Annotated in this window: 17 protein-coding genes; 4 read left to right on the forward strand and 13 right to left on the reverse strand. The window is 63.1% G+C overall.

Annotated features, from left to right (window positions below; genetic code table 11):
* Positions 1-440: 440 nt before the first annotated feature.
* Positions 441-1634 carry a pyridoxal phosphate-dependent aminotransferase gene (locus H8699_RS09725; protein WP_249285526.1) on the forward strand — a complete coding sequence of 398 codons (1194 nt, stop codon included), beginning with the start codon at positions 441-443 and terminating at the stop codon, positions 1632-1634.
* A 74-nt stretch (positions 1635-1708) separates the two neighbouring features.
* On the forward strand, positions 1709-3121 hold the full coding sequence (locus H8699_RS09730; protein ID WP_138296639.1) for a beta/alpha barrel domain-containing protein: 1413 nt from the start codon (positions 1709-1711) through the stop codon (positions 3119-3121).
* 1098 nt (positions 3122-4219) lie between these two features.
* Here the strand turns inward: H8699_RS09730 and H8699_RS09735 are convergent.
* Positions 4220-5107, reverse strand: coding sequence for a LysR family transcriptional regulator (locus H8699_RS09735; RefSeq protein ID WP_138296640.1), 888 nt, complete (start codon positions 5105-5107; stop codon positions 4220-4222).
* 147 nt (positions 5108-5254) lie between these two features.
* Between H8699_RS09735 and H8699_RS09740 the strand changes: the two genes are divergently transcribed.
* Positions 5255-5794, forward strand: a complete 540-nt coding sequence (locus H8699_RS09740) for a hypothetical protein (protein ID WP_249285527.1) — start codon at positions 5255-5257, stop codon at positions 5792-5794.
* Entirely contained in the window at positions 5784-7082 is a 1299-nt protein-coding gene (locus H8699_RS09745) for a cation:proton antiporter (RefSeq protein ID WP_249285528.1), read from the forward strand. Before H8699_RS09740 ends, H8699_RS09745 begins: the two co-directional genes overlap by 11 nt.
* 1236 nt (positions 7083-8318) lie before the next feature.
* On the opposite strand, the gene H8699_RS09750 is transcribed toward H8699_RS09745, so the two are convergent.
* The 12 genes from H8699_RS09750 to H8699_RS09805 form a co-directional block, all read right to left on the reverse strand.
* A complete protein-coding gene (locus H8699_RS09750) occupies positions 8319-9131 on the reverse strand; it encodes a hypothetical protein (RefSeq protein ID WP_249285529.1) in 813 nt (270 codons plus the stop codon).
* Between the two features lie 48 nt (positions 9132-9179).
* Positions 9180-9497, reverse strand: coding sequence for a hypothetical protein (locus H8699_RS09755; protein WP_249285530.1), 318 nt, complete (start codon positions 9495-9497; stop codon positions 9180-9182).
* 54 nt (positions 9498-9551) lie between these two features.
* Positions 9552-9995 (reverse strand): hypothetical protein, encoded by a 444-nt coding sequence (locus tag H8699_RS09760; protein ID WP_249285531.1) that lies wholly within the window; start codon positions 9993-9995, stop codon positions 9552-9554.
* Between the two features lie 13 nt (positions 9996-10008).
* A complete protein-coding gene (locus H8699_RS09765) occupies positions 10009-11865 on the reverse strand; it encodes a hypothetical protein (protein WP_249285532.1) in 1857 nt (618 codons plus the stop codon).
* Between the two features lie 3 nt (positions 11866-11868).
* The gene (locus H8699_RS09770) at positions 11869-13743 is read right to left on the reverse strand and encodes a hypothetical protein (RefSeq protein ID WP_249285533.1); all 1875 of its coding nucleotides are present in this window, start codon (positions 13741-13743) and stop codon (positions 11869-11871) included.
* 725 nt (positions 13744-14468) lie between these two features.
* Positions 14469-14840, reverse strand: a complete 372-nt coding sequence (locus H8699_RS09775; protein WP_249285534.1) for a hypothetical protein — start codon at positions 14838-14840, stop codon at positions 14469-14471.
* A 368-nt stretch (positions 14841-15208) separates the two neighbouring features.
* Positions 15209-16264, reverse strand: coding sequence for a chitobiase/beta-hexosaminidase C-terminal domain-containing protein (locus H8699_RS09780; RefSeq protein WP_249285535.1), 1056 nt, complete (start codon positions 16262-16264; stop codon positions 15209-15211).
* Positions 16265-16293: 29 nt separating this feature from the next.
* Complete coding sequence (locus H8699_RS09785) at positions 16294-16782, reverse strand: hypothetical protein (protein WP_249285536.1); 489 nt, start codon at positions 16780-16782, stop codon at positions 16294-16296.
* Positions 16783-17686: 904 nt separating this feature from the next.
* Positions 17687-17875, reverse strand: a complete 189-nt coding sequence (locus H8699_RS09790) for a hypothetical protein (RefSeq protein WP_249285537.1) — start codon at positions 17873-17875, stop codon at positions 17687-17689.
* Positions 17832-19364: a hypothetical protein gene (locus tag H8699_RS09795; protein WP_249285538.1), complete on the reverse strand. Its 1533-nt coding sequence runs from the start codon at positions 19362-19364 to the stop codon at positions 17832-17834. Before H8699_RS09795 ends, H8699_RS09790 begins: the two co-directional genes overlap by 44 nt.
* Before the next feature lie 582 nt (positions 19365-19946).
* Positions 19947-20138, reverse strand: a complete 192-nt coding sequence (locus H8699_RS09800; protein WP_249285539.1) for a hypothetical protein — start codon at positions 20136-20138, stop codon at positions 19947-19949.
* A 1368-nt stretch (positions 20139-21506) separates the two neighbouring features.
* A complete protein-coding gene (locus H8699_RS09805) occupies positions 21507-22796 on the reverse strand; it encodes a terminase large subunit domain-containing protein (RefSeq protein WP_249285650.1) in 1290 nt (429 codons plus the stop codon).
* Positions 22797-23142 lie beyond the last annotated feature (346 nt).

The following is a 23142-nucleotide window of genomic DNA, read 5'->3' on the forward strand; positions in this document are numbered from 1 at the left end:
CTGCCGCCCGTGCCCGGCTGCTGGGGCTTATCGTCCTTTCAAGCTCTCCCGGCCTGCCGCGTTGCTATGAAACGCGCGCGCCCGGCGCCCGCCATCCTTTTTAACCCCGAAGCAGCCCGCCTTACGCGCGCCCGGCGGGCCTTCTGACCGCCATTTCCCCCGCGCCGCCCCTTTCTCCCCCACCCCCGGCGGGCAGGGGCGGGAAATATGCAGCTAAACCTGCGCACCGTGCATTTGTATTTACCAGTTCATTCATTTTGCAGCCGGACGGGCCGGATATTGTGAAATTCTTAACGCATAAATGCAGAATAAATTACATAGAATTGCAAAAAATGGTTTGAAACTATTGTCACCCTTTCCCGATTGTGCTATCATTAGAACCACACGATATACCAAGGGTTTGCAATCTGGTTGGGCGATATTTAAGGAGGAGCATAAACATGCAGGTTTCCAGTAGGGCTGCGGGCGTTGTGGGTTCAGTGACGTTGGAGATCGATGCCAAGGCCAAAAAGATGAAGGCGGACGGCATTGACGTGGTGGGCTTTGGCGCGGGCGAGCCGGATTTCCCCACCCCCCAGTTCGTGATCGACGCGGCAAAGGACGCGCTGGACAAGGGGCTGACCCGTTATACGCCCGCCGCCGGGCTGCTGGAACTGCGCCAGGCCATCTGCGATAAGCTGCAAAAGGACAACGGGGTGCGTTACGCCCCCGCGCAGATCGTGGTCTCCAACGGCGCCAAGCACGCGCTGTACAACACCTTCCAGGCTATCTTGGAGCCGGGGGACGAGGTGCTGATCCCCTCGCCCTACTGGGTGAGCTACCCGGAGATGGTCAAGATGGCCGGCGGCGTGCCGGTATTCGTACCCGGCGCGGCGGAGGATGGCTTTAAGCCCTCGCTTTCGGCCCTGCGGGCGGCCTGCACCCCCCGCACGGTGGCCATGATCTTAAACTCCCCCTCCAACCCCACCGGGGCCATTTACACCCGCCAGGAGCTGGAAGGCATCGCCGCGCTGGCGGTGGAAAAACAGTTTTACATCATCAGCGATGAGATCTACGAGGAGCTGACCTACGACGGGGCCCAGCACATCTCCATCGCCTCGCTGGGAAAAGAGATCTACGAACAGACCATCGTGATCAACGGCATGAGCAAGGCCCACGCCATGACGGGCTGGCGCATCGGCTACAGCGCGGCGCCCGTCCCCGTGGCCAAGGTGATCGCCAACTATCAAAGCCACGCCACCAGCAACGCCAACACCATCGCCCAGTGGGCCTCGGTGGCGGCGCTGACCGGCCCGCGGGACGACCTGGAGGCCATGGTGCGCGAGTTTGCCGCCCGCCGGGATTACCTGTGCGACCGGATCGAGGCCATCCCGGGGCTTAGCTGCGTGCGGCCGGGGGGCGCTTTTTACGTGATGATGCGGGTATCCGGCCTGTACGGCAAAAGCTACGAGGGCCAGACCATCAGCAACTCCATGGACTTTGCCGGCGTGTTGCTGGATCAGGCCCAGGTGGCCGTGGTGCCCGGCGTGGCCTTTGGCGCGGACGAATACGTGCGCCTGAGCTATGCCACCAGCCGCGAGAACATTGAAAAGGGCATGGATCGCATTGCGGCCTTTGTCCAAAAGCTGAAATAAAACGACAAGCTGATCCTCCCTGAAGATGAAAAGATTGGACGGAGGCGAAAAGCGCGAAAGAAGGAGGAATAAACATGCTGGAATTCAGCGATAAGACCAACCTGCTCGAGCAGAGCGTGTATCATTACGATCTGCAGGATGTGGATGAGCCCAACCTGTACCGGGACCTGTTCGATTACGAGCACGTGCCCAAGATCTCGTTTAACCACCGCCAGGTGCCCATGCACGTGCCCGCGGAGCTGTGGATTACCGATACCACCTTCCGGGACGGGCAGCAGTCCACCTCGCCCTTTACCGTGGAGCAGATCGTCACCCTTTACAAGATGCTCCACCGCCTGGGCGGGCCCAAGGGGCTGGTGCGCCAGAGCGAGTTTTTCCTCTACACCGATAAGGACCGGGAGGCTGTGGAAAAGTGCCTGGAGCTGGGCTACGAGTTCCCGGAGGTGACCAGCTGGATCCGCGCCAACGAGAAGGACTTTGAGTTGGTCAAGGCCATGGGGCTGAAAGAGACCGGCATCCTGGTCTCCTGCTCGGACTACCACATCTTCCAGAAGATGGGCATGAAGCGCTCGCAGGCCATGGATAAGTATCTGGGCATCGTCAAGGCGGCGCTCAGCCAGGGTATCCGCCCCCGCTGCCACTTTGAGGACATCACCCGGGCGGACTTTTACGGGTTTGTGGTGCCCTTTGCCACGGAGTTGATGAACCTCTCCCGGGAGAGCGGCATCCCCATCCGCATCCGCGCCTGCGATACCATGGGCTACGGCGTGGCCTTCCCCGGCGTGGCGCTGCCCCGCAGCGTGCCGGGCATCATCTACGGGCTGCAGCACTTTGCACACGTGCCCAGCCACCTTTTGGAGTGGCACGGGCATAACGATTTTTATAAAGTGGTCAACAACGCCACCACGGCCTGGCTGTTCGGCGCCAGCGGCGTGAACTGCGCGCTGCTGGGCATTGGCGAGCGCACGGGCAACTGCCCGCTGGAGGCCATGGCCATCGAGTACGCCTCCCTGCGGGGCACCACCGATGGGATGGACCTTTCGGTGATCACCGAGGTGGCCGAGTACTTTGAAGAGGAGATCGGCTACATGATCCCGGCGCGCACGCCCTTTGTGGGGCGCTCGTTCAACTCCACCCGCGCGGGCATCCATGCCGACGGGCTGCTGAAAAACGAGGAGATCTACAACATCTTCAACACCGCCAAGATCTTAAACCGCCCGGCCACCGTAGCGGTGGACAGCCACAGCGGCCTTGCGGGCATCGCCCACTGGATGAACGGCTACTTCCGCTTAAAGGATGAAGAAGTGGTGGGCAAGCGCTCGAACATCGTTGCCGCGGTCAAGGACCGGGTGGACGCCTTGTACGCCCAGGGCCGCAACACCGTGATGGGGGACGATGAGCTGGCCAACATCGTCAAAGACGTGGACGAGGAGTTCTACGACGAGTTGATGATCATCCGCCACCGCAAGCACAAGCACCACAAATAGGCGGCGCCAGCATTGAAGGAATAAGCCCGGGCCAAATTGGCCCGGGCTTTTGTGTTGCCCTGGGGGAAGGTGCGCGGGAAACGAAAGCGGCGCGGTGCGGGCGGGGCCGGTCCATGCGGCGCAGTGCGGGGCGAGCTAAGCGACGTCGGCGCGCGTGGGGCGTCCGGCCCATGCGGCGCGGTGCGGGCGGGGCCGCATGCCGAAGAAGGCTTCCGTCATTCCGAGCCTTAGGCGAGATTACAACCTCTGCGGCATGGCTTTTCACTTTTATACGCCCGGCGCTTCTGGTTCTGCACCAGCAGATTGCCTAAGCATGAGATTCTTCACTCTGGCTTCGCCTCCGTTCTGAATGACAGATAGAGAGACGCCCCCCTACTTGCGCATAAACCCATACCTTTCCACTCATCAACAGTATGCTGCACATGTCATTCCGAGCGTAAGCGAGGAATCTCAGGGTACGCTCTTTGTTACGACTGCACCGCGCAACGCAGATCAAGCGCCACTTTTCTGCTAACGCAATAGATTCTTCACTTCGGCTTCGCCTCCGTTCTGAATGACAGATAGAGAGACGCCCCCCTACTTGCGCATAAACCCATACCTTTCCACTCATCAACAGTATGCTGCACATGTCATTCCGAGCGTAAGCGAGGAATCTCAGGGTACGCTCATTGTTACGGCTGCACCGCGCAGCGCAGATCAAGCGCCACTTTTCTGCTAACGCAATAGATTCTTCACTTCGGCTTCGCCTCCGTTCTGAATGACAGATAGAGAGACGCCCCCTACTTGCGCATAAACCCATACCTTTCCACTCATCAACAGTATGCTGCACATGTCATTCCGAGCGTAAGCGAGGAATCTCAGGGTACGCTCATTGTTACGACTGCACCGCGCAGCTCAGCTCAAGCGCCACTTTTCTGCTAACGCAATAGATTCTTCACTCCGGCTGCGCCTTCGTTCTGAATGACAACATAGCGCGTGTTAAAGCATAGATTTTTGTTCAACAGCATCTCTCCCTCCGGCGCACCTAAAGGCGCGCCACCTCCCTCGTCAGCGGGAGGCAAGGGACGCGGCTGGCAAGGCCTATTGTCCCGCGGGGTGCTATTGGTTCTGGGCGTAGAGCTGGCGGATCTCGCCCAGAATATCGGTATGGGAGAAATCCTCCCGGTAGATCAGGTTGATCTCCCGCACGATGCGGAAGTTCTCCATCGGCACCTCCCGCAGCCTGCCCGTGGCCAGCTCGGCCCGGCAGGCGCTGCGGGCCATCACGCTCAGGCCGAAATTCTGGGCTACCAGCTCTTTAATGGTGGTGATGTTGTCCGTCTCGATGACGATGTTGTAGTTGGCAATATCGTCCGAGTGGTTGTACAGGTAGTTGTCAAACAGCAGCCGCGTGCCTGCCGCCCGGGAGCGCAGGATCAGCTTCTCCCGCTTGAGCTCGTCCAGGGAGACCTGGGCGCGGCCGGCAAAGGGGTGCTGGGGGGAGACCACCAGGCACAGGTAATCGGTATCCAGCAGCACGCTGTGGTAGCTGTTCTTGGGCACCGTGCCCTCGATAATGGCCCAGTCCAGCTCGTAGGACTGCAGCTTATCATAAATATTTTTTATGGAGTCAGTCACAATATTGATATGCACGTCCGGGTGCTCCAGACAGTAATCGGCCAGTACCCGGCTGATGACGTACTCCGATACGGTGGTGGTGATGCCCACCGAGAAGCGTTTGACGCTGTTTTTGCAATCCTCCAGGGCCTGTCTTGCAGTATTGGCGATGGAGACCGCCCGCCTGGCGTATTTGAGCAGCACCTCGCCCTCGGGCGTCAGCATCAGGGGCCGGCGGTTTGGGTAGAAGATCTTTATGTTGTATTCTTCCTCCAGCTGGCGCATCTGGTGGCTGACGGCGGGCTGGCTCATGGCCAGTACTTTGCCCGCCTGGGTGTAGTTGCGCAGCTCGACGATCATTAAAAAAGTGCGGATCTTGGGATCGATCATGGGTGTTTTTCCCCCTTAGCATGCCTTTGCATTCATTATATTTATGGCTAACTAAAATAATATCATTTTCTTTTATTAAAAAGCAAGCATATAATGGACATTATCCAAAGCAAGCCGTTATTGTGAGGCGAAAGGAGGCGCGGGCAGATGGACAGACGGGAATACCTTGCAGACCCATGGGATGAGGAGGCCCGCGCGATAAGCCCCTACCTGGCGGGGCGGTATATAAGGCTGCGCCAGCGGGCCATGCGGGGCGCGCTGCCCTGCGCGGGGGCGGCGGTGGCCAGCCGGGCCGTGCATGTTTTGCTGCTGCGTCCTGCAACGGCGCTGCCGGCGCTACGGGCGACCCATACCGCGCTGGACGCGGCGATCGTGCTGATGCTGGTGGGCCTGCTGCTGGACGCGGGGGGCGCGCTGGAGGCAGTGGGGCTGGGGCTGGGCGTGCTGGTGGCCGCGGGTGCGGCGCACCTGCCCTATTGGCTGATGATGCTGGCCGGCTATGGGGCGGCCCTGTTTTACGGGGCCTACCGGCAAAGCCCGGTGGCGGTGTTTCTATATTTATGCACCTCGCTGATCGTGCTGGCAAAAAGCCCGCTGCCGGGGCCGGGGGCCTTGGCCTGCGGGGCGCTGCTGGCGGCGGGGATGTACTTTATCGCCGAGAGAAGGAGGAAGGGTCATGATCTTTGAGAGCTGGCACCTGAGCCAACACACCCTGGTGGTGGTCTGCCTGGCCGCCATCTTGCTGGCCGCCTTTTTTATGACCCGGCTGACCAAAAAGCTGCACCTGCCCAACGTTACCGGGTATATTCTGGCGGGGGTGTTCATCGGGCCGTGCATGCTCAGCCTGATCCCCCAGGCCGCCATCGACAATATGGATTTCGTCACCGACATCGCGCTGAGCTTTATCGCCTTTTCGGTGGGCAAGTATCTGCGCTGGGACAACCTGAAGAAGAACGGCAGCCACGTGCTGATCATCACCCTTTTTGAGGCGCTGGTGGCCGCCGCGGTGGTGACGGTGACCATGATCGCCGTCTTCCGCCTGCCGGTGAGCTTTGCGCTGCTGCTGGGGGCCATCGCCTCGGCCACGGCCCCGGCCTCCACGATCATGACGCTGCGCCAGTACCACGCCAAGGGCCAGTTTGTGGATATTCTGCTGGCCGTGGTGGCGCTGGACGACGTGGTGGCGCTGGTGGCCTTTAGCGCCTGCGCGGCGGTGGCCCAGGGCCTGGCGGGCGAGGGGTTCAGCCTGGCGACGGTGCTGGAGCCCATTTTGCTGAACTTTGCGGCCATCGGCCTTGGGGGGCTGCTGGGCTACGCGCTGCATAAGGTGATCGACGCCAACCATACCAAGGATACCCGGCTGATGGTGGCCGTGGCCATGATCCTGGTGGTGACCGGCTTTTGCTCGGCGCTAGACCTGTCGCCGCTGCTGGCCTGCATGGCGCTGGGGGCGGTGTACATCAACGCCGGCAAGCAGCAGGAGATCTTCAGCCAGGTGGATACCTTTGCCGTGCCGGTGCTGGCCATCTTCTTCGTGCTCAGCGGCATGCGCTTGGACTTAACGGCGCTTTCCAGCGCCGGGGTGATCGGCATAGCCTATTTTCTGGTGCGCATCCTGGGCAAGTACGCGGGCTGCTTTGCGGGTGCGGCGCTTAGCCGTGCGCCCAAAGCGGTACGCAATTTTATGGGGATGGGGCTGATCCCCCAGGCCGGGGTGGCCATAGGCCTGGCGCTGCTGGCCCAGCGCATCCTCCCGCCGGAGACCGGGGGGCTTTTGAGCACCATCATCTTAAGCTCCTCGGTGCTCTATGAGATGATCGGCCCGGCCTGCGCCAAGGGTTCGCTGTTTCTGGCCCACGTGATCCCCCGCGCGGAAAAGACCGGCCCTGCGGGGCTGCCCCCGCCCCCGCGCCAGCCCCGCAAGGCCCGCGCCCCGCACCACGGGCACAAGTTCGCCCTGGGCGCCAAGCGGTAGGGGGCTATCGCCCGTTTAACCGCTCCGGGCGTATGCGTATGACAGACGCTGCCGCCCGCCATTGGCCTATTCATTCGCCATGCCGCCATGCGTAGGGCTGCCGCCCCTTTAACCGCTCCGGGCGTGTGCGTACGGCAGACGCAAGCGCCCGCTGTTCGGGCGCTCTCATCTGTCATTCCGAGCCGCAGGCGAGGAATCTCTTGACAGCCGGCGCGGCAGGACTTTTCCACCGCTGCATGACCGGCGCTGCCCCTTCTTCCCTGGCCAACTGCCCATGTGGGAGATTCTTCGCTGTGGGGGACTTCGTCCCCTTTAACCGCTCAAGGTTCCATATTTCCCTACAGCTCCCGCCCGCCACATGCCCTATAACTGTTCCAAGCCACCCTCCGCTCTGAATGACAGGGGGGCTATCGCCCCTTTAACCGCTCCGGGCGTATGCGTATGACAGACGCTGCCGCCCGCCATTGGCATATTCATTCGCCATGCCGCCATGCGTGGGGCTGCCGCCTCTTTAGCTGCTCTTGGCTTCCTATGTTTCCATGCACTCTCGCCCGCCATGGTTTTTATTCCCTTTCTCGGCTCCGCTCTTGAGGCTGCCGCCCCTTTAACCGCTCCGGGCGTGTGCGTACGGCAGACGTAAGCGCCCGCTGTTCGGGCGCTCTCATCTGTCATTCCGAGACGCAGGCGAGGAATCTCTTGACAGCCGGCGCGGCAGGGCTTTTCCACCGCTGCATGACCGGCGCAGCCCCTTCTTCCCTGGCCAACTGCCCATGCGGGAGATTCTTCGCTGCGGGGGACTTCGTCCCCTTTAACCGCTCAAGGTTCCATATTTCCCTACAGCTCCCGCCCGCCACATGCCCTATAACTGTTCCAAGCCACCCTCCGCTCTGAATGACAGGGGGGCTTGCGCCCCCTTTTAACCGCTCCAGGCGTGTGCGTATGGCAGACGCTGCCGCCCGCCATTGACTGATGTGCCTTTCCCGCTTCTTCTCCCCGGGGGCTATCGCCCGTTTAACCGCTCTTGGCTTCCTATGTTTCCATGCACTCTCGCCCGCCATGGTTTTTGTTCCGTTTCCCGGCCCCGCTCTTGAGGCTGCCGCCCCTTTAACCGCTCTCCCCTTTGGCCCCGGCCATACGCCTGCCCTGCGCAAAGGCGCCGTTTAACCTCATCACAGCACAAAAAAGGCGGGGAGAGCCCCGCCTTATCTTGTATCCGCTTTGTCTGGTTCCCCCGCCCTAATTGGCCAGGCCCAGGTTCCCCAGGATGATGCCGCGCCACTTATCGTTGATGGCCCCGCTCTTCACCGCCGATCCCAGCACCCCGTAGGCCTTGGCGCCCTGGCCCTGCAGCTGCTTTTGCAGCTTCATGGCGTTCAGGTACATCTGGTACTGGTCCACGGTATTCTGGTTGTACTGGTTCTGCATGGTCTCCCCGCCCGAGCCGGTGGTGGCGGTTTTGCCGGAAGCGGTAGCCTTGCCCGAGGAGGAGCCCTTCTTTTTGCTCCCGCCCGAGCTTTTGGCGCTGGCGGCCTTGGCTGCCGCGGCCTGCGCGGCCAGTTCCTCGGCCCGCTGCTTTTGCCGCGCGCTCTCCAGCCTTTGCTGGTAATCCACATACAGCTCGCCCAGCTTCTGTTCAAACTCCCCGCCGATCTGCCCTAAGGCCAGCTCCCCCTCGCCGGTGGTGGCGGCGATCTGCCTCTCCAGCGCGGCCAGGGCCTGGTTCAAAACGCCCCGCAGCTCCCCCAGGGTATTGCCGTAATTCATCTCCAACCGGGCGGCGTTGGTCTCGGCCATGCCGCCGCTAAGCCCCAGGGCGCTCAGCTGCTGGGGCAGGTCCCGCTGGGCCACGCGCTTGGCCACATAGGCCTGGCGCGCCCCGGCGTCATACTCCCTTTGGTACCCCGGCCGCCTGCTCTCCAGCTCCTGCACGGCCAGGGCGGTCTTTTGCCGCTGCAGCTGTTCGGCCCGCTGCTGGGCCTGCTGCAGTTGGCGGCGCTGCTCCTCATAGATGGCCTGCACCGCCCCCACATAATCGTACACTTCCGCCATGATCTTCCCCCGTTTCTACCGTTATCCGCCTTCAGTCCCGTCATTCGCCTACCGCACCAAAAGCCCCATGCCTGCCCCGGCAAGGGCGCCCGCAAGCGCAGTAAGCAGCGCGCGCACCAGCGCCTCCCACCGCTGGGCGGGGTGGGCGCGCACCTGCTCTACATCCTCTCGCAGGCGCTCCATCTCCCGCCGCTGGGCCTTGAGCTCCGCCGCCATCTCCCGCAGGGTCAGGGCCAGGGCGTGCACGCCCTCTACCAGCCGCTGCTGCTCGTCGATCCGCCGGAAGGCCGTGCGCATCTCCTTTTGCAGCACGGCCGCGTCCGCCCGCAGCGCGCCGATCTCCCGTACCAGCTCCATTTCGTCCATCCGCTTCTCCCCTTAATGCTACCATTTGGTGGCACAACATTTCCCGCGCCACCCTCAGCCGGCGTAAAAATAACCGTTGATGTTGTAGGTGCCGCCCGACAGCGCTCCATCTACCAGCCGCATCTCCCCATCGGCGCCGATGTAGTAATAGGCCGCCATAGCCCCGTTTGAGGCGTTGCGCGCCATCTGGGCATAGGTGCGCCGGGGCCGCCAGCCCTGGGGCAGGGCCAGCACGCCCGTGTCAGTTCCGCCGGTGATCGACCCGGCCAGGTGCACATAGCCCCAGGGGTCCTTCCAGATCTCCAGGCTGTTATCTTCCGTATAATCCTGCCAGCCGTTTTGGTAGCTAAAGGCCAGTAGCTGGCGCTGCGGCGCCTCCAGGGCCGAGAGCGCCTGCTCCACGCTCTGCCCATCCGCCCGCGCCACCGCCGCGGAAAGAGTCTCCGGGTAAAACACGTTGCCCCCCGCGTCCTGTATCTGTATGATGTCGTGTGCCATCTTTTCTCCTCCTTTACCCCAACCTGGCGCGATCTGTTGCGCGCGGGGAGAATATATTGTTGCCGGTCTGCATGTAATAAGGCCCGCAGGCCCCTGCGCCATACCATACCCCGCCGACGGTGACCTTCATTTTGACGCCGTTTTGCGCACTGCTGGGCCCAAACTGGTCGGCATAATAGGTCGCGTTGCTACCCCCTGTCTGCGTGGGCAGCCATACCCACGGGTAAACCGCGTCATGGCCGGTCGTTTTAATGTAACCGCCTACCGTGGCAAATGCAATGTCCACCTTTTTATGATCCGCCGTCAGGGTACTTTCCACATACTTCGTGGCGTCCGGCAAAAAGTACATCACCTGTTTTGGGGCGCCGTCCACCTCCTCCCAGCGGCTCATCAGGTCGGCCACAACCTGGTCGCCATTGCCGTAGGGGTTCTCCTTGCCCCGGTATACGCAGGGGTATTTGCCGCTGGCGTTAGCCCCCGGCGAGCCGCTGGTGGCCGCTACGCCGTCCGCCGCCCCGTTGATCCAGGCCCGGGCCACGGCCATGCAGTCCGTGGTAATATCCACCGGGTCTCCGTCAAAGTACAGGTAGCTGCTCTGCGCGTCCCGCTGCGCGATGGCCGTCACCCGGCGGTTGGCGGCCACGCTGTTGCCCCAGGTACTGCCGTCGTCGGTGATCTCGATGGTGCAGCCCGGCACGTAAAGTTCTGCGTACTGTGTAGCGATGGCGATGCGGTTCACGCCGGTTTCCGCCGCCACCGCCTTGTGGTTAGTGGTCACCGGCAGCGAGGTGGCCCCGGCCATCACGCTTTGCAGGTTTTTGGTGGCGAATTCCACCGTCATCAGCAAGGCGTCCACGTAGTGATCGGCCATGCGCATGGCCGCGTACTGCGCGCCCAGGGTCCGCGCGCCTGCCATGGCGCTGTCCAGGGAGAAGGGCTGGGAGAATACCCCCGCGCGGCTGGTGGCCTTGCCATCCTCAAGGGCCATCAGATAGGCGGCGCTGTAGGAATGGCTGCGCAGGCTGCCATCCGACCCCACGCAGGCGGGGCTGGGCAAAAAGCCGGGCTGGGGCTGCATGGAGATCAGCTTTTGCTCATAGCCGTCTTTTACCCCGTCAAAGTAGTAAAACAGGGGCGTTTCCACGTAGACCAGCTTGTCCGGGTCGGTCTGGCTGTAGCCCGCCTCGCCCTCGTAGGCGGTGACCACGAACTCCCCGTCGCTGCCCCGGTAGCCGTTGCAGCGCCGCCGCCCGGCCCAGGGGTACACCCCGTCAAAGTCGTTTTGCACGGTTTCGCCGCCCACGCCGGCGTTGGCTACCATCCCTGCGGCATCCCCCACCCGTTCCCCGGCGCTGGCCGGCGACCCTTCTGCCCAACGGGCGCCGTAGACGCCGGCCTGGGCCAGCGTGGCAAAGTACAGGGTGTCCGGCACCCGCTGCGCGGGCGGGATGCTCTCCCCCAGCGGGATCACCACATAGGGCACCTTGGCCGCGCCCATCACGTCCGCCGCGATGGGGAAAAAGTTCTGTCCGTCGTAGGAGTATTCCAGCTCCCCCAGCTGGTTGATCCGGATCTCTTTGATCTGCTCGGCCCCCACCTTCCGGTTCAGCGCGTCCATGGCCGATTGCAGCTTTTCCTGCACGGTAACGCCCGCCAGCCCCGCGATGGGGGCGCTGCCCACGTTGGCCGCGCCGCTGCCCTCAGAGGGGCTTTGCAGGTCGTCTACCATGGCGTTGTAGGCGGGGATGATGCCACTGCGCGCCACCTCCTCCACCTTTTGCTGCATCTCCAGGGCGCTAAGCCCCGGAATATCCGGCTGGCCGATGACGCCCAGGCCCTCTAAGTCCGCCTCATTAATCTTCTTGATCATAGGCTATCGCTTGTACCTCCCCTTCTCCCGGTATTCCAGCCCCACCTGGTATAGCCCAAAGGGCTGGCCGCCGGCGCTGTTTTGCAGGCGGAACCGGGTCTTATCCACCTTTTTAATGCGTATCTTCTTCCCCAGCGTCCGGGGGGTGGCGTCCCCGGTCCAGGAGAGCTGGCTCCACCGCAGGTCCCCCCAGCTAAAGTACCGGGCGCGGCCCGCGCTGTCCCATAGGGTGCGCCAGGCCCCGCGCACCTGGCTTTTGACCGTCACCCCGGTATCCGCCGCCGCGGCCAGTTGCACTGCGATAAAGCGGATGGTCTTGTTGCGGAAGAACTCCCTGCCGGAGAAATCCGCCATATCCCAATAAGCCTCAATGGGCTGCCCGTCGTCAAAGTAGCTCTCGGGGGCCTGCACGTCGGTGGCAAAGCGGCAAACCGCCCCGTCCGCCCGGCCAAAGTACAGCGCACCGTCCGTCCCTTCCCACAGCACCCGGGCCTTTAGCCCCGGGAAAAAGTAGCCCTCGTACTGCCAGGCGCTCTCGGGGCGGGCCCGGTCGTAATCCCGCACCAGGCCGTCGAGCAGGTAAAGGTTCTCCCCGCAGCAGAGCAGATAAAAGTCCCGGTAGCGGGTGGCAAAGGCGTCCGCCAGGTCGGGCTCCTTGGTCAGCGCCCCGTCCAGAAAAAAGCTGCGGCTTTGGGTGTAGCGCTCCCCGGTCACGTCCTTGGGGGTGATGGCGTACACGCCCGCCCCGGTCAAAAACAGGGGCTCGGTGCCCAGGTAGCAAAAGCTGTAGGGGGAGACCGCCCCCTCGCCCTGCAGCGCCCCCACCGCCGGGAAGGCGGCCTGCCCGTCCGCCATCTCGCCCCGGCGCAGGATCACGTTGCGCCCGTTCTCGCTCTTAGCCTTGTGGGCGGCCAGCAGGTCCCCCACGATGGAGTAGCCCACCACCGCCGCGTCGTCCTGCCCCAGCACGCTGTAGCGGGTATCCCCAAAAAAGGTGGGGTCGTTATACTCGCTGTACCAGTCGTAATTGGGGTAGTCCCCGTTGCCGGTGACGAACAGCCGGTCCGCCGCCGCGTTTACCCCATAGGTCTCCAGCACCCGGCACCCGTCGATGCGGCCGGCGTAGCCCGCCCACTCCCTAAAGGCGGTCACTTTCAGGTTGTCCTGGCCGGAGATGGGGCTCTCCCCCGGGGCGGTCACAAAGGTCAGCTGCCCGGCGGCCCGGTCCACCGAAAAATCCGTCCCCTCGGTCAGGGTTTGCCAGCTGCCGTCTGCGGCCAGTTTTTCGCACTGCACCGGGTCGGTGGCCAGCCCGTCAAAGAGCAGCTGGTACACCGTATCCTCCGCCGTGCAAAGGAAGCTCTCCTGCCAGCCCCGGGCGAGCAGGTTCACCGGCTGGTAATCCGTGCCACCCCCGTCCGGGCGGCGGGAGATGGCCACCAGCGGCACCGTGGCCGTCTGGCTTAGGGGCTGCACGGCCCATTGCCCATCGGCCTCCCCGTAGCACAGGGCCTGCTTGCCGTCAAAGATGTAGAGTTTCCCGCCGAACTGGCGGCTGACGCTGCGCCCGTCGGCCAGGCCCTCCCGTATGGGCTGGCCCTCAAAGTACAGCTTGTCCCCGGCGTGGATCAGCTCCCGCACCGCATCCCCCTGCGCCAGGGCGTGGCGGCCGTTGATGCGTCCGGAATAGTTGGCCACGGTGGTATAGCCCATGCGCTTGCGCACCTTGCCGGGCACGTCCCGCAGCATGTTGGGCGCATTGGGGCTGCGCCCCAGCGCCACCCCCGCCGGGGCGTTGGTCAGGTCCACCCCCTTAAAATCGCTCAGGGTCAGGGATAAAAGATTCCCGTTTCCGCCGCGGATCACGCCTGCGCGCATCGCCCTCCCCCTTTCTCATCCGCCGGGGCGGCAAAGGGCAACCGCGCTTTCCCGTCCCGGCCATCGTTTTTCCCTATCATTGGCATAACTCCTTTGTGCTTTGATCCAGTCCCGCGGGGCTGCTATTGGCGGCTCTTGCCCGCCAACGGGCTTTGTTTGCTTTGTCATTCCGAACGCCGGGGCTTTCGCCCTTTGTTCCGCTTCCGGCCTTCCCAGAACGGCTAAACTTCACCGGCCCGCCAGGGGCATTTGTAAGAACTGTCATTCCGAGCAACGCGAGGAATCTCTTGGCAACCGCTGGGCCCGGCCCATATCGCTCTGCCAGGGCACGGTGCCTCTCCCTCTCACGTCCTTATCCGCTCTCCCCTTGCCTCCCTCAGTGGAGGGAGGGGGACCGCCCTCCGGGCGGTGGTGGGAGTGAACTGCGCACGGGTTCAGGCCGCTAGCTGCAGGCTTAACCCGCGCTGTCATTCCGAGGGCACGGAGTGAGCGCCGGCAGTGCCGGAAGCAGCGAGAGCAGCACCCGGTGAGGGCACGGAACGAGCGCCGGCAGTGCCGGATGCAGCGAGTGCAGCGCCCAATGAGCGCGAGATAAACCCGAGCGGCCGCCGTGCCGCGCAGCGCAACCCCCCAGCGAACCGAGCGTTGCCTATCTTTGCCGTTGCCGGACAAAGCACATAAGCCGCCCGGCCCGTTCCGCGCCCCGCTCCAGCGCCTGCCGTTCCTCAATACACGTCCCGCACTGGGCACACGCGCCCCCGCGTCAGCGCGTTGACCTGCTCGACATACAGGGCGTTATAATACGCCGCCAGCGTGGTCTCCTCGTCGGTCAGCGCCAGGCGCGCCGCCAGCGCAAAGGGCAGCGCCCCGCGCTCCAGCTCCCCCTGGGCGCCGGTCTCCCCGTCCAGGGTGTCCAAAGCCAGGGCCTGGCCCCGCGCCAACCCCGCAGCCAGGCGCAGCCCGTTATTCACATCCTGCACCTCGCAAAGGGTGGCGTTGAGCATGGCCAATACCGCTTCCTCCTCGTAATCCGCCACCGCCGCGCTGCCTTCTCCTAGCAGCCCCAGCGCCGCGCGGAATACCGCTCTGCCCGTCAAGTGCATCCCCGCCTTTCCTATTTAAGATCCCCACCGTCCATACCCTGGGCACATGCTGCCCATCGCCTGGGACTCCCGTCCCTTTGTTCCGCTCTAACAGCCCGCTTTTATGGGCCGTTTTCGCCCGCCAGGGGCTTAACTGCGTTGCCATTCCGGGCAGGGGCTTTCGCCCTTTCATCCGCTCACGCCTTAAAATCGGCCGAACTTCACCAGCCCGCCAGGGGCCTTGCAAGAACTGTCATCCCCACCAGGGCTCTCGCCCCTTCATCCCCCCAACAGCTCGCTTTATGGGCCCCTTTCCCCCGCCAGCATTTCTTCCGGTCATTCCGCGGACGCGGAGTAAGCCCTTCTGTCCTTATCCCCCAAAGTTACAGCGTCATCTCCGCCAGGGCGCTGGGGTAGATGCCCTCTTTATAGGCATAGGCGCGCACCACCGTGCCCGTGGCGGTCACGTCGCTCTGGGCGCCGGTCTTGGCCGTGGGGCTGTAGCGCGGGTCGGTCCCGTCGGTGGTGTAGCGGATGGACGCGCCGCTGGTGGCGCAGGTGATGGCCCCCGCGCTGGAGATCGTGGGGGTCTTGGCCACCTCGCCCTTGCCCTGGGCGGTATCCACCTCCACGTACACCCCCTCGCAACGCGCGCCGAACACAAAGCAGTCGTAATACTGCCGCCCCTCCAAAAGGTTGCCCGAGATGCCCGGGGGGTCCTGATGCAGCCGGGTATCGTTCAGCTTCACCGGCGCGGTGGCGCTGTTTTTGTACACCAGCATAAAGTTCACGTGCTTGGGCCAGCGGCCAAGGGGCACCTTCACCACGGCCATGTTGTCGTACTGGCCCACCTGCCCCTTGCACAGCGCCGCCTGCCCCAGCTCGTCAATGGCCAGAAACTCGTCCGAGTGCTTAAGCAGCTTGTACGTGGCGTTGGATACGAACAGCGTGCGCCCCTCCTGGGGCACCTCCCCGTCGTCCAGGGCCAGCGTGCCCTCGGAGATGCGCTCGCAGATGTTGGCAGTGGTCAGCGCCTCCTCGTTGCCCACGATGCGGCCGGCCAGGTTGGCCAGGCGGTCCAGCACGTAAGCGTCCATGGTGGGCACCGCCCGCTCGGCGATCTGCAGGGCCAGCATCTTGCCGGCGGCTTTTAAGCCGCTCTGGTCGGCGTTGTTGCCCTTGTCAATGGTCAGGGCAAAGCTCTTGTCCTGGGTCAGGGTCATCTCCTGGACGATGTCCTGCATCTCCACCGGCTCGCCGTAGCGGTTGGTGCCGGTGCGGGTGTAGTCGTTCATGGGCACCGTAAGGGGGGTGACCACTTTGACCGTCTTGGCCCCGCTCCAGTCGTAATCGTCCGAGAGCCGCCCGGTCACAAAGCTCTTTTCCGCGAACATCGCGGCGATCTGCTTGGCATACTTGTCGTGTAAGGTAATCGCCATAAATTTTTCTCTCCTTTAATTCATGTTGTTTAGATCGAGTCAAAGCCGCTCAAAAAATCGTCGGCCTCGCCTGCGCCCTCGCCGGAAACGCTGCCCAGGGACAGCGCCCGGTTGCGGGTCTCCTGCCTGCTGCGGGCCAGCTCTTCCCGGAGCATCTGGTTTTCATACTCCCGGTAAGCCTCAAGGGGGGCTGCCCCCTTCGCGATGGCCGCCGCCACCGCCTCGGGCAGTTTTTGGAGGTCGGGATAGGCCCGGGCCAGGGCGGCAAAGCCGTCCTCTCCGCCGGCCAGCTGGGCGCGCAGCGCGTCCCGCTCGCCCTTGACGTGGTCGTAATTCAACCCCTTCTGGGCGTTTGTGATCAACTCCTCCAGCCCCATCTCCATCTCCTGCCCGTTGTACTTTACGATGTAGCGCGCCTGCTCCTCTCCGCCGGCAAGCCCCGCCTCAAAGCCCGCGTCCCCGGCCCCCTCCGGGGCCGTATCCATCGTCCTTTCCTCCGGATTGGTTTGATCCGTCATGCTCTTTCCCTCCATCTTATCCCCAGGCCAGCTGGTTTTGCCGCCCGGAGCTGTCGCTCTTTTATCCGCTCTACCTCTCGCGTGTTTCAAGCGCTCACGCTCGCTATTTGCTTTTACTCTTTCCCTTGCTCTTCTTCCGAGCTTGCGCCCTTTTGTCCGCGCAAACCGCATGCTTTTGCATACGCTCGCGCCCGCCATTTGCCTTATTTGCTTTACCATTCTGCCTCGGCCTGTCGCCCTCTTATCCGCTCTACCTCTCGCGTATTTCATGCGCTTGCGCTCGCTATTTGCCTTTGTTACCTCTGTCATCCCGAAGCCGCAGGCGAGGAATCTCTTTGCAACCGCTCGGTCTGCCTGCAACGCCTTGTATAGGTCAACTGCTCATGCCTGCCCCATCCTGGCCATACCGGTTCTCCCCTTGCCTCCCTCTGACGAGGGAGGTGGCAGGCCCAGCCTGCCGGAGGGAGAGACGGGGCTGTCGCCCTTTTGTCCGCTCAAGCCGCATGCTTTTACAAGCGCCTCTGCCCGCTATTTGCTTCTCCCCTATTCCATATCCTTCTTCCTAACTTGCATTTTTTGTTCACAGTGGTGCAGCGAAACGTCTGAAGAATTGATTGGTCCATTCTCCTCGAAATGTCTGAACAACCTCCGTCCCCACCACGGAGTGGCCGTTTGGGGGGATTAGGGATTGTTAAGGGGGTAAAGGGGGAAATCGGAATCCCCCTTCCCCCTTAACATATATAATTCGTTCCCTAACTCCCCTCCCTGTTTTTCTATCAGCTTAACCCTCGCAGTACGTCGGCCGCTCGGGTTTATCTTACCCTCACCGGGCGCTGCGCCCGCCACTTCCGCCACTACCGGCGCTCCCTCCACGCCCTCACCGGGCGCGGGCACTATAGATTTCCTACACCACCCGGTGCTCCACCGTCTCCACCGCCTGCCCGCCTTTGGCCTGGGGGCAGGCGGGGTTGCGGCAGTACAGCTCCTGGCAAAGGTACACCCGCGTGGGGGTCTCCGAGCTTTGGTCCCCCTCCACCCGGGTATAGCTTTTACCGATCTTCAGCGCCGTACGGCAGCTGGGGCATAGCTTCATTCTGCATCCCTCCCATACTCGTCATGGCGCTGCGCGCGCGCAGCTTGTCCAATATCTTTCGTCGGTTGCGGATGTACGCGTCCGGCACGTTCTCAAGGTAGGTCTCCGCGTCCTGGATCACGCCCTTTTCAAACAGGTTGTCCAGCGTCTCCACCTGCATCAGTTCCGACCAGTAGGTGGAAGGCCCGATGTCCACCGCCAGGGCGTAGCGCAGCTTGTCCAGGCTGGAAAAGTCGAGCCGCAGCGCCCCGCCCTGCTCTGTGGGCAGCAGGCGCACCCCGTAATGCACCCTTGCCAGGTCTAAAATGATGCGCACCACATCCTCCATAAACTGGTAAAAGCCCATGCGCTGCAGCTCCAGCGGCATGGCGCTGGATTTTTGCACCGCGATGATGGCGCTGGTGTTGTCCGGCCGCACGTTGCCCAGCGCCGCGTCGGTGGCGCCCATGGTCTCCCGGGTGTAGGCGATGGTCTTTTCGATCAGCATCATCACCTGATTCGACATATCTACCGCCGGCAGGGGGCTTGCCACCGCCACCTGCGGGTCTCCCTGCACGGCGATGGCCTCGCCCGCCCGGTTGCTCCACCCCTCGGGCAGCAGCGCCTCGTTAAACACCACCTTGGGGAAGGCCATCTTTTTCACGTGCTCCATCCCCATGGCAAACAGTTTGTTGATGAAGATCTGGTTGGGCACCAGGCCCGTGATGGCCGCCTGCCCGTGGTAGCTGTTTCGCACCTTATCCCAGTTCAGCCAGGCCAGGGGGTAGAGGGTCAACCCCAAATCCACCTCGGGCTTGACCACGCACTCCCGCGTGGTCTTGATGGCGTGTACCCTGCCGTTTTCCTTCCACAGGCGCACCAGCACGGTCACCCGTCCGTCCTCGGCGGATTCGCCCTCCCCGTCGGGCTTGAGGTTTTCGGCCGCCTGGGCAAAGCCGTTTTGCGCCATCTCCGCGCGCACGCTCTCCACCGTGCGCCGCAGCGCCAGCAGGATGTAGGGCTGGCGCTGTGCCTGCGCCACCTGGGGGTTGCCGAAGATCACGCAGGTGTTGTCCACCACCTCACTAACGATAGCCCCGCCGTTTAGCGGGTCGGCCTCCACCTCAAAGCGCAGGTACATCGCCCCGTCCCCGTCCACCGCCGCGTTGCGGATCACGTCCCGGTTCTGGGTCTTGAGCTTGGCCTGCTCCATCACCCTGGCCACCTCGCCAGAGAGCGCCTGCCCCAGCCCCTGGTCCGCCCCGCCGGGGAAGGAGACCTGCACCGCCACGTCGTCGGAAACGATGGTGGCGATAAAGTAGGCCACCACCCGTTTTAAAATGTTGATCACCGGCTTATCCAGGTCCGGCGCGTCCACCCCCTCCCACTGGCGGCCGATGTAGAAGTTCTCGTTCTGCTTCACCGTTTCATACAGCCCGTGCCGGGCGTTATAGGCCCGCCCCCGGGCATATTCCTCCCAGATCGCCTGGGGCTCCAATCGCTTTTTCATCCGCATGCCTCGTCTTTCCCGGGGACAGTGTCCCCTTTATCCGCTCTTATCTTTGCTTATTTCCCTACGTCCGCGTCCCGCCAAGGGCTATCTTGGCCTACCCCGCTCTTTCCTCGCCCCCCCGCCTCCCTCTGACGAGGGAGGTGGCAGGCGCAGCCTGCCGGAGGGAGAGATGCTCCCGCGCTACCGCCTAACCGCTGCTCCCGCTCCCGCACATTTCCATCTCCTCATAGCCCGCCAACAGCCTTGTGAATTACCGCGCTGTCATTCCGAGCAGCGCGAGGAATCTCCTGGCAACCGCCCGGCCTGACATGCACCGCTCCGTTAGGGCAAAGTACCTAATCCGCTCCGCCCGCGCTTTGGGGGAAACCTTCCCCTTAATCGCATTCGCTTTTTCTGTTTGTCCCGCGCTACTGCGCGCAGCAGCTTTTGCAGCCTGCCGCGGCTCCGCCTTCCTTAAGGGAGAATCTCTCCTCTATTCGCTTTCCTCTTTACAGCCCGCTCTGCTCTCCTTGGCCCCCTCCTTTGAGGGGGCTGCCGCCCTTCGGGCGGCTGGGGGAGTTCCCCACCGCGGCGCGCGCCCTATTCCATAGGCGTCTGATCCCGCCCGTCGTAGCGCCACAGGTTCTGCCACTGCTGGGCGATCTGCGAGGCCCGCCGCTCGTACGCAAGCTCCCGTTCCAGCTCCTGCATGCGGCCCAGCATCCGCTCGTTCTCCCTTTGCAGCGCCCGCACCTCCCGCGCCAGGCGCGCCGCTTCAAACAACTTGGCCATTCTCTCACCTCCCCAGGGGGCTAGCGCCCTTTGTTCCGCTCAATGTCTTTGTGGTTTTACCATCATTCACAGCCCGCCAATGGCTTTTCCGGGTGTCCACGCTCTCCTTCCCGGGGGGCTAGCGCCCTTTGTTCCGCTCAATGTCTTTGTGGTTTTACCATCATTCACAGCCCGCCAATGGCTTTTCCGGGTGTCCACGCTCTCCTTCCCGGGGGGCTAGCGCCCTTTGTTCCGCTCAATGTCTTTGTGGTTTTACCATCATTCACAGCCCGCCAAAAGCTTTTCCGGATGTCCACGCTCTCCCTCCCGGGGCTTGCGCCCTTTGTTCCGCTCAAACCGTTATTTGCCCTCGCTCCGTAGGCCCGTCTCCCTCTGTTCGCTTCTTCCGCCACCGTCGGCGCTCGCTCCGTACTCCCGCTAATAGCCTCTCGCCTGTCATTCCGAGCAACGCGAGGAATCTCTTGACAATCACTTGGCTTTGCTCACGCCGGTACGTTCCGGCCCAATACGTCCTTCCCGTTCTCTTAGCCTCCTGCTCAAGCGTTGCCTTCCTATTGGTGCAGGAGATTCTTCGCTCGGCCTTACGGCCTCCCTCTGAATGACAGGGCTTTCGCCCTCTTATCCGCTCTTACGCTTGCACGTTTCCGCGTAGGCCCGTCTCCCTCTGTTCGCTGAGGTTTCGGCCTTCGTGCCACACGGCACTCGCCCTCAACTTACAGACTCTCAAACAACGGCAAAACCAGGCAACTCTCGGTTCGCTGGGGGCTTGGGCTGCGCGGCTTAGCTTATGTACTCGCCCCGGCAACAGCAAAGCCAGGCAACTCTCGGTTCGCTGGGGGTTTGGGCTGCGCGGCTTAACTTATGTGCCCGCCCTAGCAACGGCAAAGCCCGGCAACTCTCGGTTCGCTGGGGGTTTGGGCTTCACGCCTTACGGCGTTCGCCCTCACCTTACGCTCACCGGGTACTGTACTCACTGCTTCGCCCACTGGGCGCGCTCGTTTCGTACCCTCACAGAGTACTGCGTTCGCTTCAAGTTTGGCTCTGCGGGTCGCCTCTGTTCACTGTGGACTCGCGCTTCGCTCCTTACGTCACTCGCGCTTGTCTCACGTTCACAGAAATCATCGTGCCCTTGATCGCCCACTGGGCGCGGGCACTATAGATTTCCACTGGCGGCGCTCGCTCCACGCCCTCACCGGGTACTGCACTCACTGCATAGTCCGTCTCTGGGGTTGCCTCTGTTCGTTACGGGTTCGCCCTGCGCGGCATAAGCCGCTTGTGCTTACCTCGCACTCACAGAAATCATCGTGCCCTTCATCGCCCACCGGACGCGCTCGCTACAGATTTCCGCCGCTCGCTCCTTCCTTCCCTTCATCCCCCATACCGCAGGAAGGCCGCCAGCCCCCGCTCGCCCGGGCGCGATCTTGCCGGGTGCGGCCGGCCGGCCACAAAGTAGCGCAGCGCGTCCGGCGCGTGGGTCAGCTCGTGGGGCTGCCGGGCGCAGTCCTCCGGGTTATCCGGGTCGGCCAGGATGGAGCTTAAGCTCTCGATCAGCTTCACGCACCCGGGGAAGATCAAAAGCCTTGGCCCCGCCTCCCCGGGATGCAGCCACTCCTTCAGCTCATACCAGCCCATCACCCGCCGGTTGTCCGCCTTTGTCAGCCCCACCCCGGCGGCGGCAAACCCCTCCGCCGCGCTGCGCCCGGTATCCTGGCGGCGGTTCCAAAGGTCTGGCGGGGCGAAGGTGGCCCGTATCCGCTCCCCCGCCCCGGTGGCCGTGCGTATCCGCTCCGCGGCCCTGGAGATGATCAGGTCGCTCTCAAAGATCTCCCGGTACACGTACCCCTTCCCCTCCGGCGACAGGGCGATAAAGTAGCAGGCCAGGCAGTCCAGCCCGTAGTCCAGCGTGCGGTAGCGCGTCCAATCCTCCGGTATCGCAAAGGGAGCTACCACGTGCACGCCCCGCTTGAACTCGTCAAAGTACTGGCCTTCAAACAGATCCCAATCCCCATAGAGCAGGGCCTGCCGGTCCCGCTCGCTTAGGTTCTGAAGCCTGCGCAGGTACCCCGGGTCCGCATCCAGCAAAAAGCGGTTGTCCTTCACCCGCGCGGGCAGGTAGATGCGGCTGCCCCCGGCAAATCGTCGCTCCTCCCCCGGCGGCATGGGGGTGATGAACCGGGCCTTGACCCAGGCGTGCCCCACCCCGCCGGGGTTAGTGGCGCTCTTCACCTGTTTGGGATAGGGGTTGGCCCCCCGCAGCCGGCTGAGTAGGTAGGTGTACATCCGCTCGGTAAAGTGGGTCAGCTCGTCAAAGCGGATCACGTCGTACTCCGCGCTCTGGTAGCGGGTCACGTCCCGCTCGCTGTCGCAGTAGCCAAAGTCGATCAGCGACCCGTTGCAGAACTTCCCCATGTGCCGGGCCGCGTTGTAGCGGTAGGCCGCGGCTGGGTAAAGTTCCTCCGCCACCCGGATGAGGGACTTTTCCAGTTCGGGGAAGGTGCGCCGCAAGATCAGCTGCTTGCTGCCCGGGTAGCGCAGCGCGTAGTACAGCGCGTCGATCAGCTGCCCATAGCTCTTGCCGCCCCCCGCCGCCCCGCCGAACAGCACCTCGTCCGCCCCCGCGTCCATAAAGGCCTGCTGCCGCCGCGTCAGCGTGTACACCTGTGCCAAATCCGCTCCTCCTTTTGGGGACTTCGTCCCCTTAACCGCTTATGCTTTTGCGCGTTTCTTTGCGCCTCCGAGCCCGCCAAGGGCCGCTCTGCTGTTCCCCGCGCTTTCGCGTAGGGGGGACTTTGTCCCCCTTAGCCGCTCATGCTTTTGTGCGTTTCTTTGCGCCTTGTGCCCGCCAAGGGCCGCTCCGCTTTTCCCCGCGCTTTCGCGTAGGGGGACTTCGTCTTTTTTAGCCGCTCTTGCCCTTGTGCGTTTCCCCGCGCCTCCGAGCCCGCCAAGGGCCGCTCCGCTTTTCCCCGCGCTTTCGCGTAGGGGACTTCGTCCCCTTAACCGCACA

The organism is Luoshenia tenuis (genome assembly GCF_014384745.1).
In the GTDB taxonomy this organism is placed as follows: Bacteria; Bacillota; Clostridia; order Christensenellales.

What these genes read in the sequence shown, in the direction of transcription:
- H8699_RS09725 (WP_249285526.1), top strand. Translation starts at nt 441, where the DNA reads ATGCAGGTTTCCAGTAGGGCTGCGGGCGTTGTGGGTTCAGTGACGTTG.
- H8699_RS09730 (WP_138296639.1), top strand. Translation starts at nt 1,709, where the DNA reads ATGCTGGAATTCAGCGATAAGACCAACCTGCTCGAGCAGAGCGTGTAT.
- H8699_RS09735 (WP_138296640.1), bottom strand. Translation starts at nt 5,107, where the DNA reads ATGATCGATCCCAAGATCCGCACTTTTTTAATGATCGTCGAGCTGCGC.
- H8699_RS09740 (WP_249285527.1), top strand. Translation starts at nt 5,255, where the DNA reads ATGGACAGACGGGAATACCTTGCAGACCCATGGGATGAGGAGGCCCGC.
- H8699_RS09745 (WP_249285528.1), top strand. Translation starts at nt 5,784, where the DNA reads ATGATCTTTGAGAGCTGGCACCTGAGCCAACACACCCTGGTGGTGGTC.
- H8699_RS09750 (WP_249285529.1), bottom strand. Translation starts at nt 9,131, where the DNA reads ATGGCGGAAGTGTACGATTATGTGGGGGCGGTGCAGGCCATCTATGAG.
- H8699_RS09755 (WP_249285530.1), bottom strand. Translation starts at nt 9,497, where the DNA reads ATGGACGAAATGGAGCTGGTACGGGAGATCGGCGCGCTGCGGGCGGAC.
- H8699_RS09760 (WP_249285531.1), bottom strand. Translation starts at nt 9,995, where the DNA reads ATGGCACACGACATCATACAGATACAGGACGCGGGGGGCAACGTGTTT.
- H8699_RS09765 (WP_249285532.1), bottom strand. Translation starts at nt 11,865, where the DNA reads ATGATCAAGAAGATTAATGAGGCGGACTTAGAGGGCCTGGGCGTCATC.
- H8699_RS09770 (WP_249285533.1), bottom strand. Translation starts at nt 13,743, where the DNA reads ATGCGCGCAGGCGTGATCCGCGGCGGAAACGGGAATCTTTTATCCCTG.
- H8699_RS09780 (WP_249285535.1), bottom strand. Translation starts at nt 16,264, where the DNA reads ATGGCGATTACCTTACACGACAAGTATGCCAAGCAGATCGCCGCGATG.
- H8699_RS09785 (WP_249285536.1), bottom strand. Translation starts at nt 16,782, where the DNA reads ATGACGGATCAAACCAATCCGGAGGAAAGGACGATGGATACGGCCCCG.
- H8699_RS09790 (WP_249285537.1), bottom strand. Translation starts at nt 17,875, where the DNA reads ATGAAGCTATGCCCCAGCTGCCGTACGGCGCTGAAGATCGGTAAAAGC.
- H8699_RS09795 (WP_249285538.1), bottom strand. Translation starts at nt 19,364, where the DNA reads ATGAAAAAGCGATTGGAGCCCCAGGCGATCTGGGAGGAATATGCCCGG.
- H8699_RS09800 (WP_249285539.1), bottom strand. Translation starts at nt 20,138, where the DNA reads ATGGCCAAGTTGTTTGAAGCGGCGCGCCTGGCGCGGGAGGTGCGGGCG.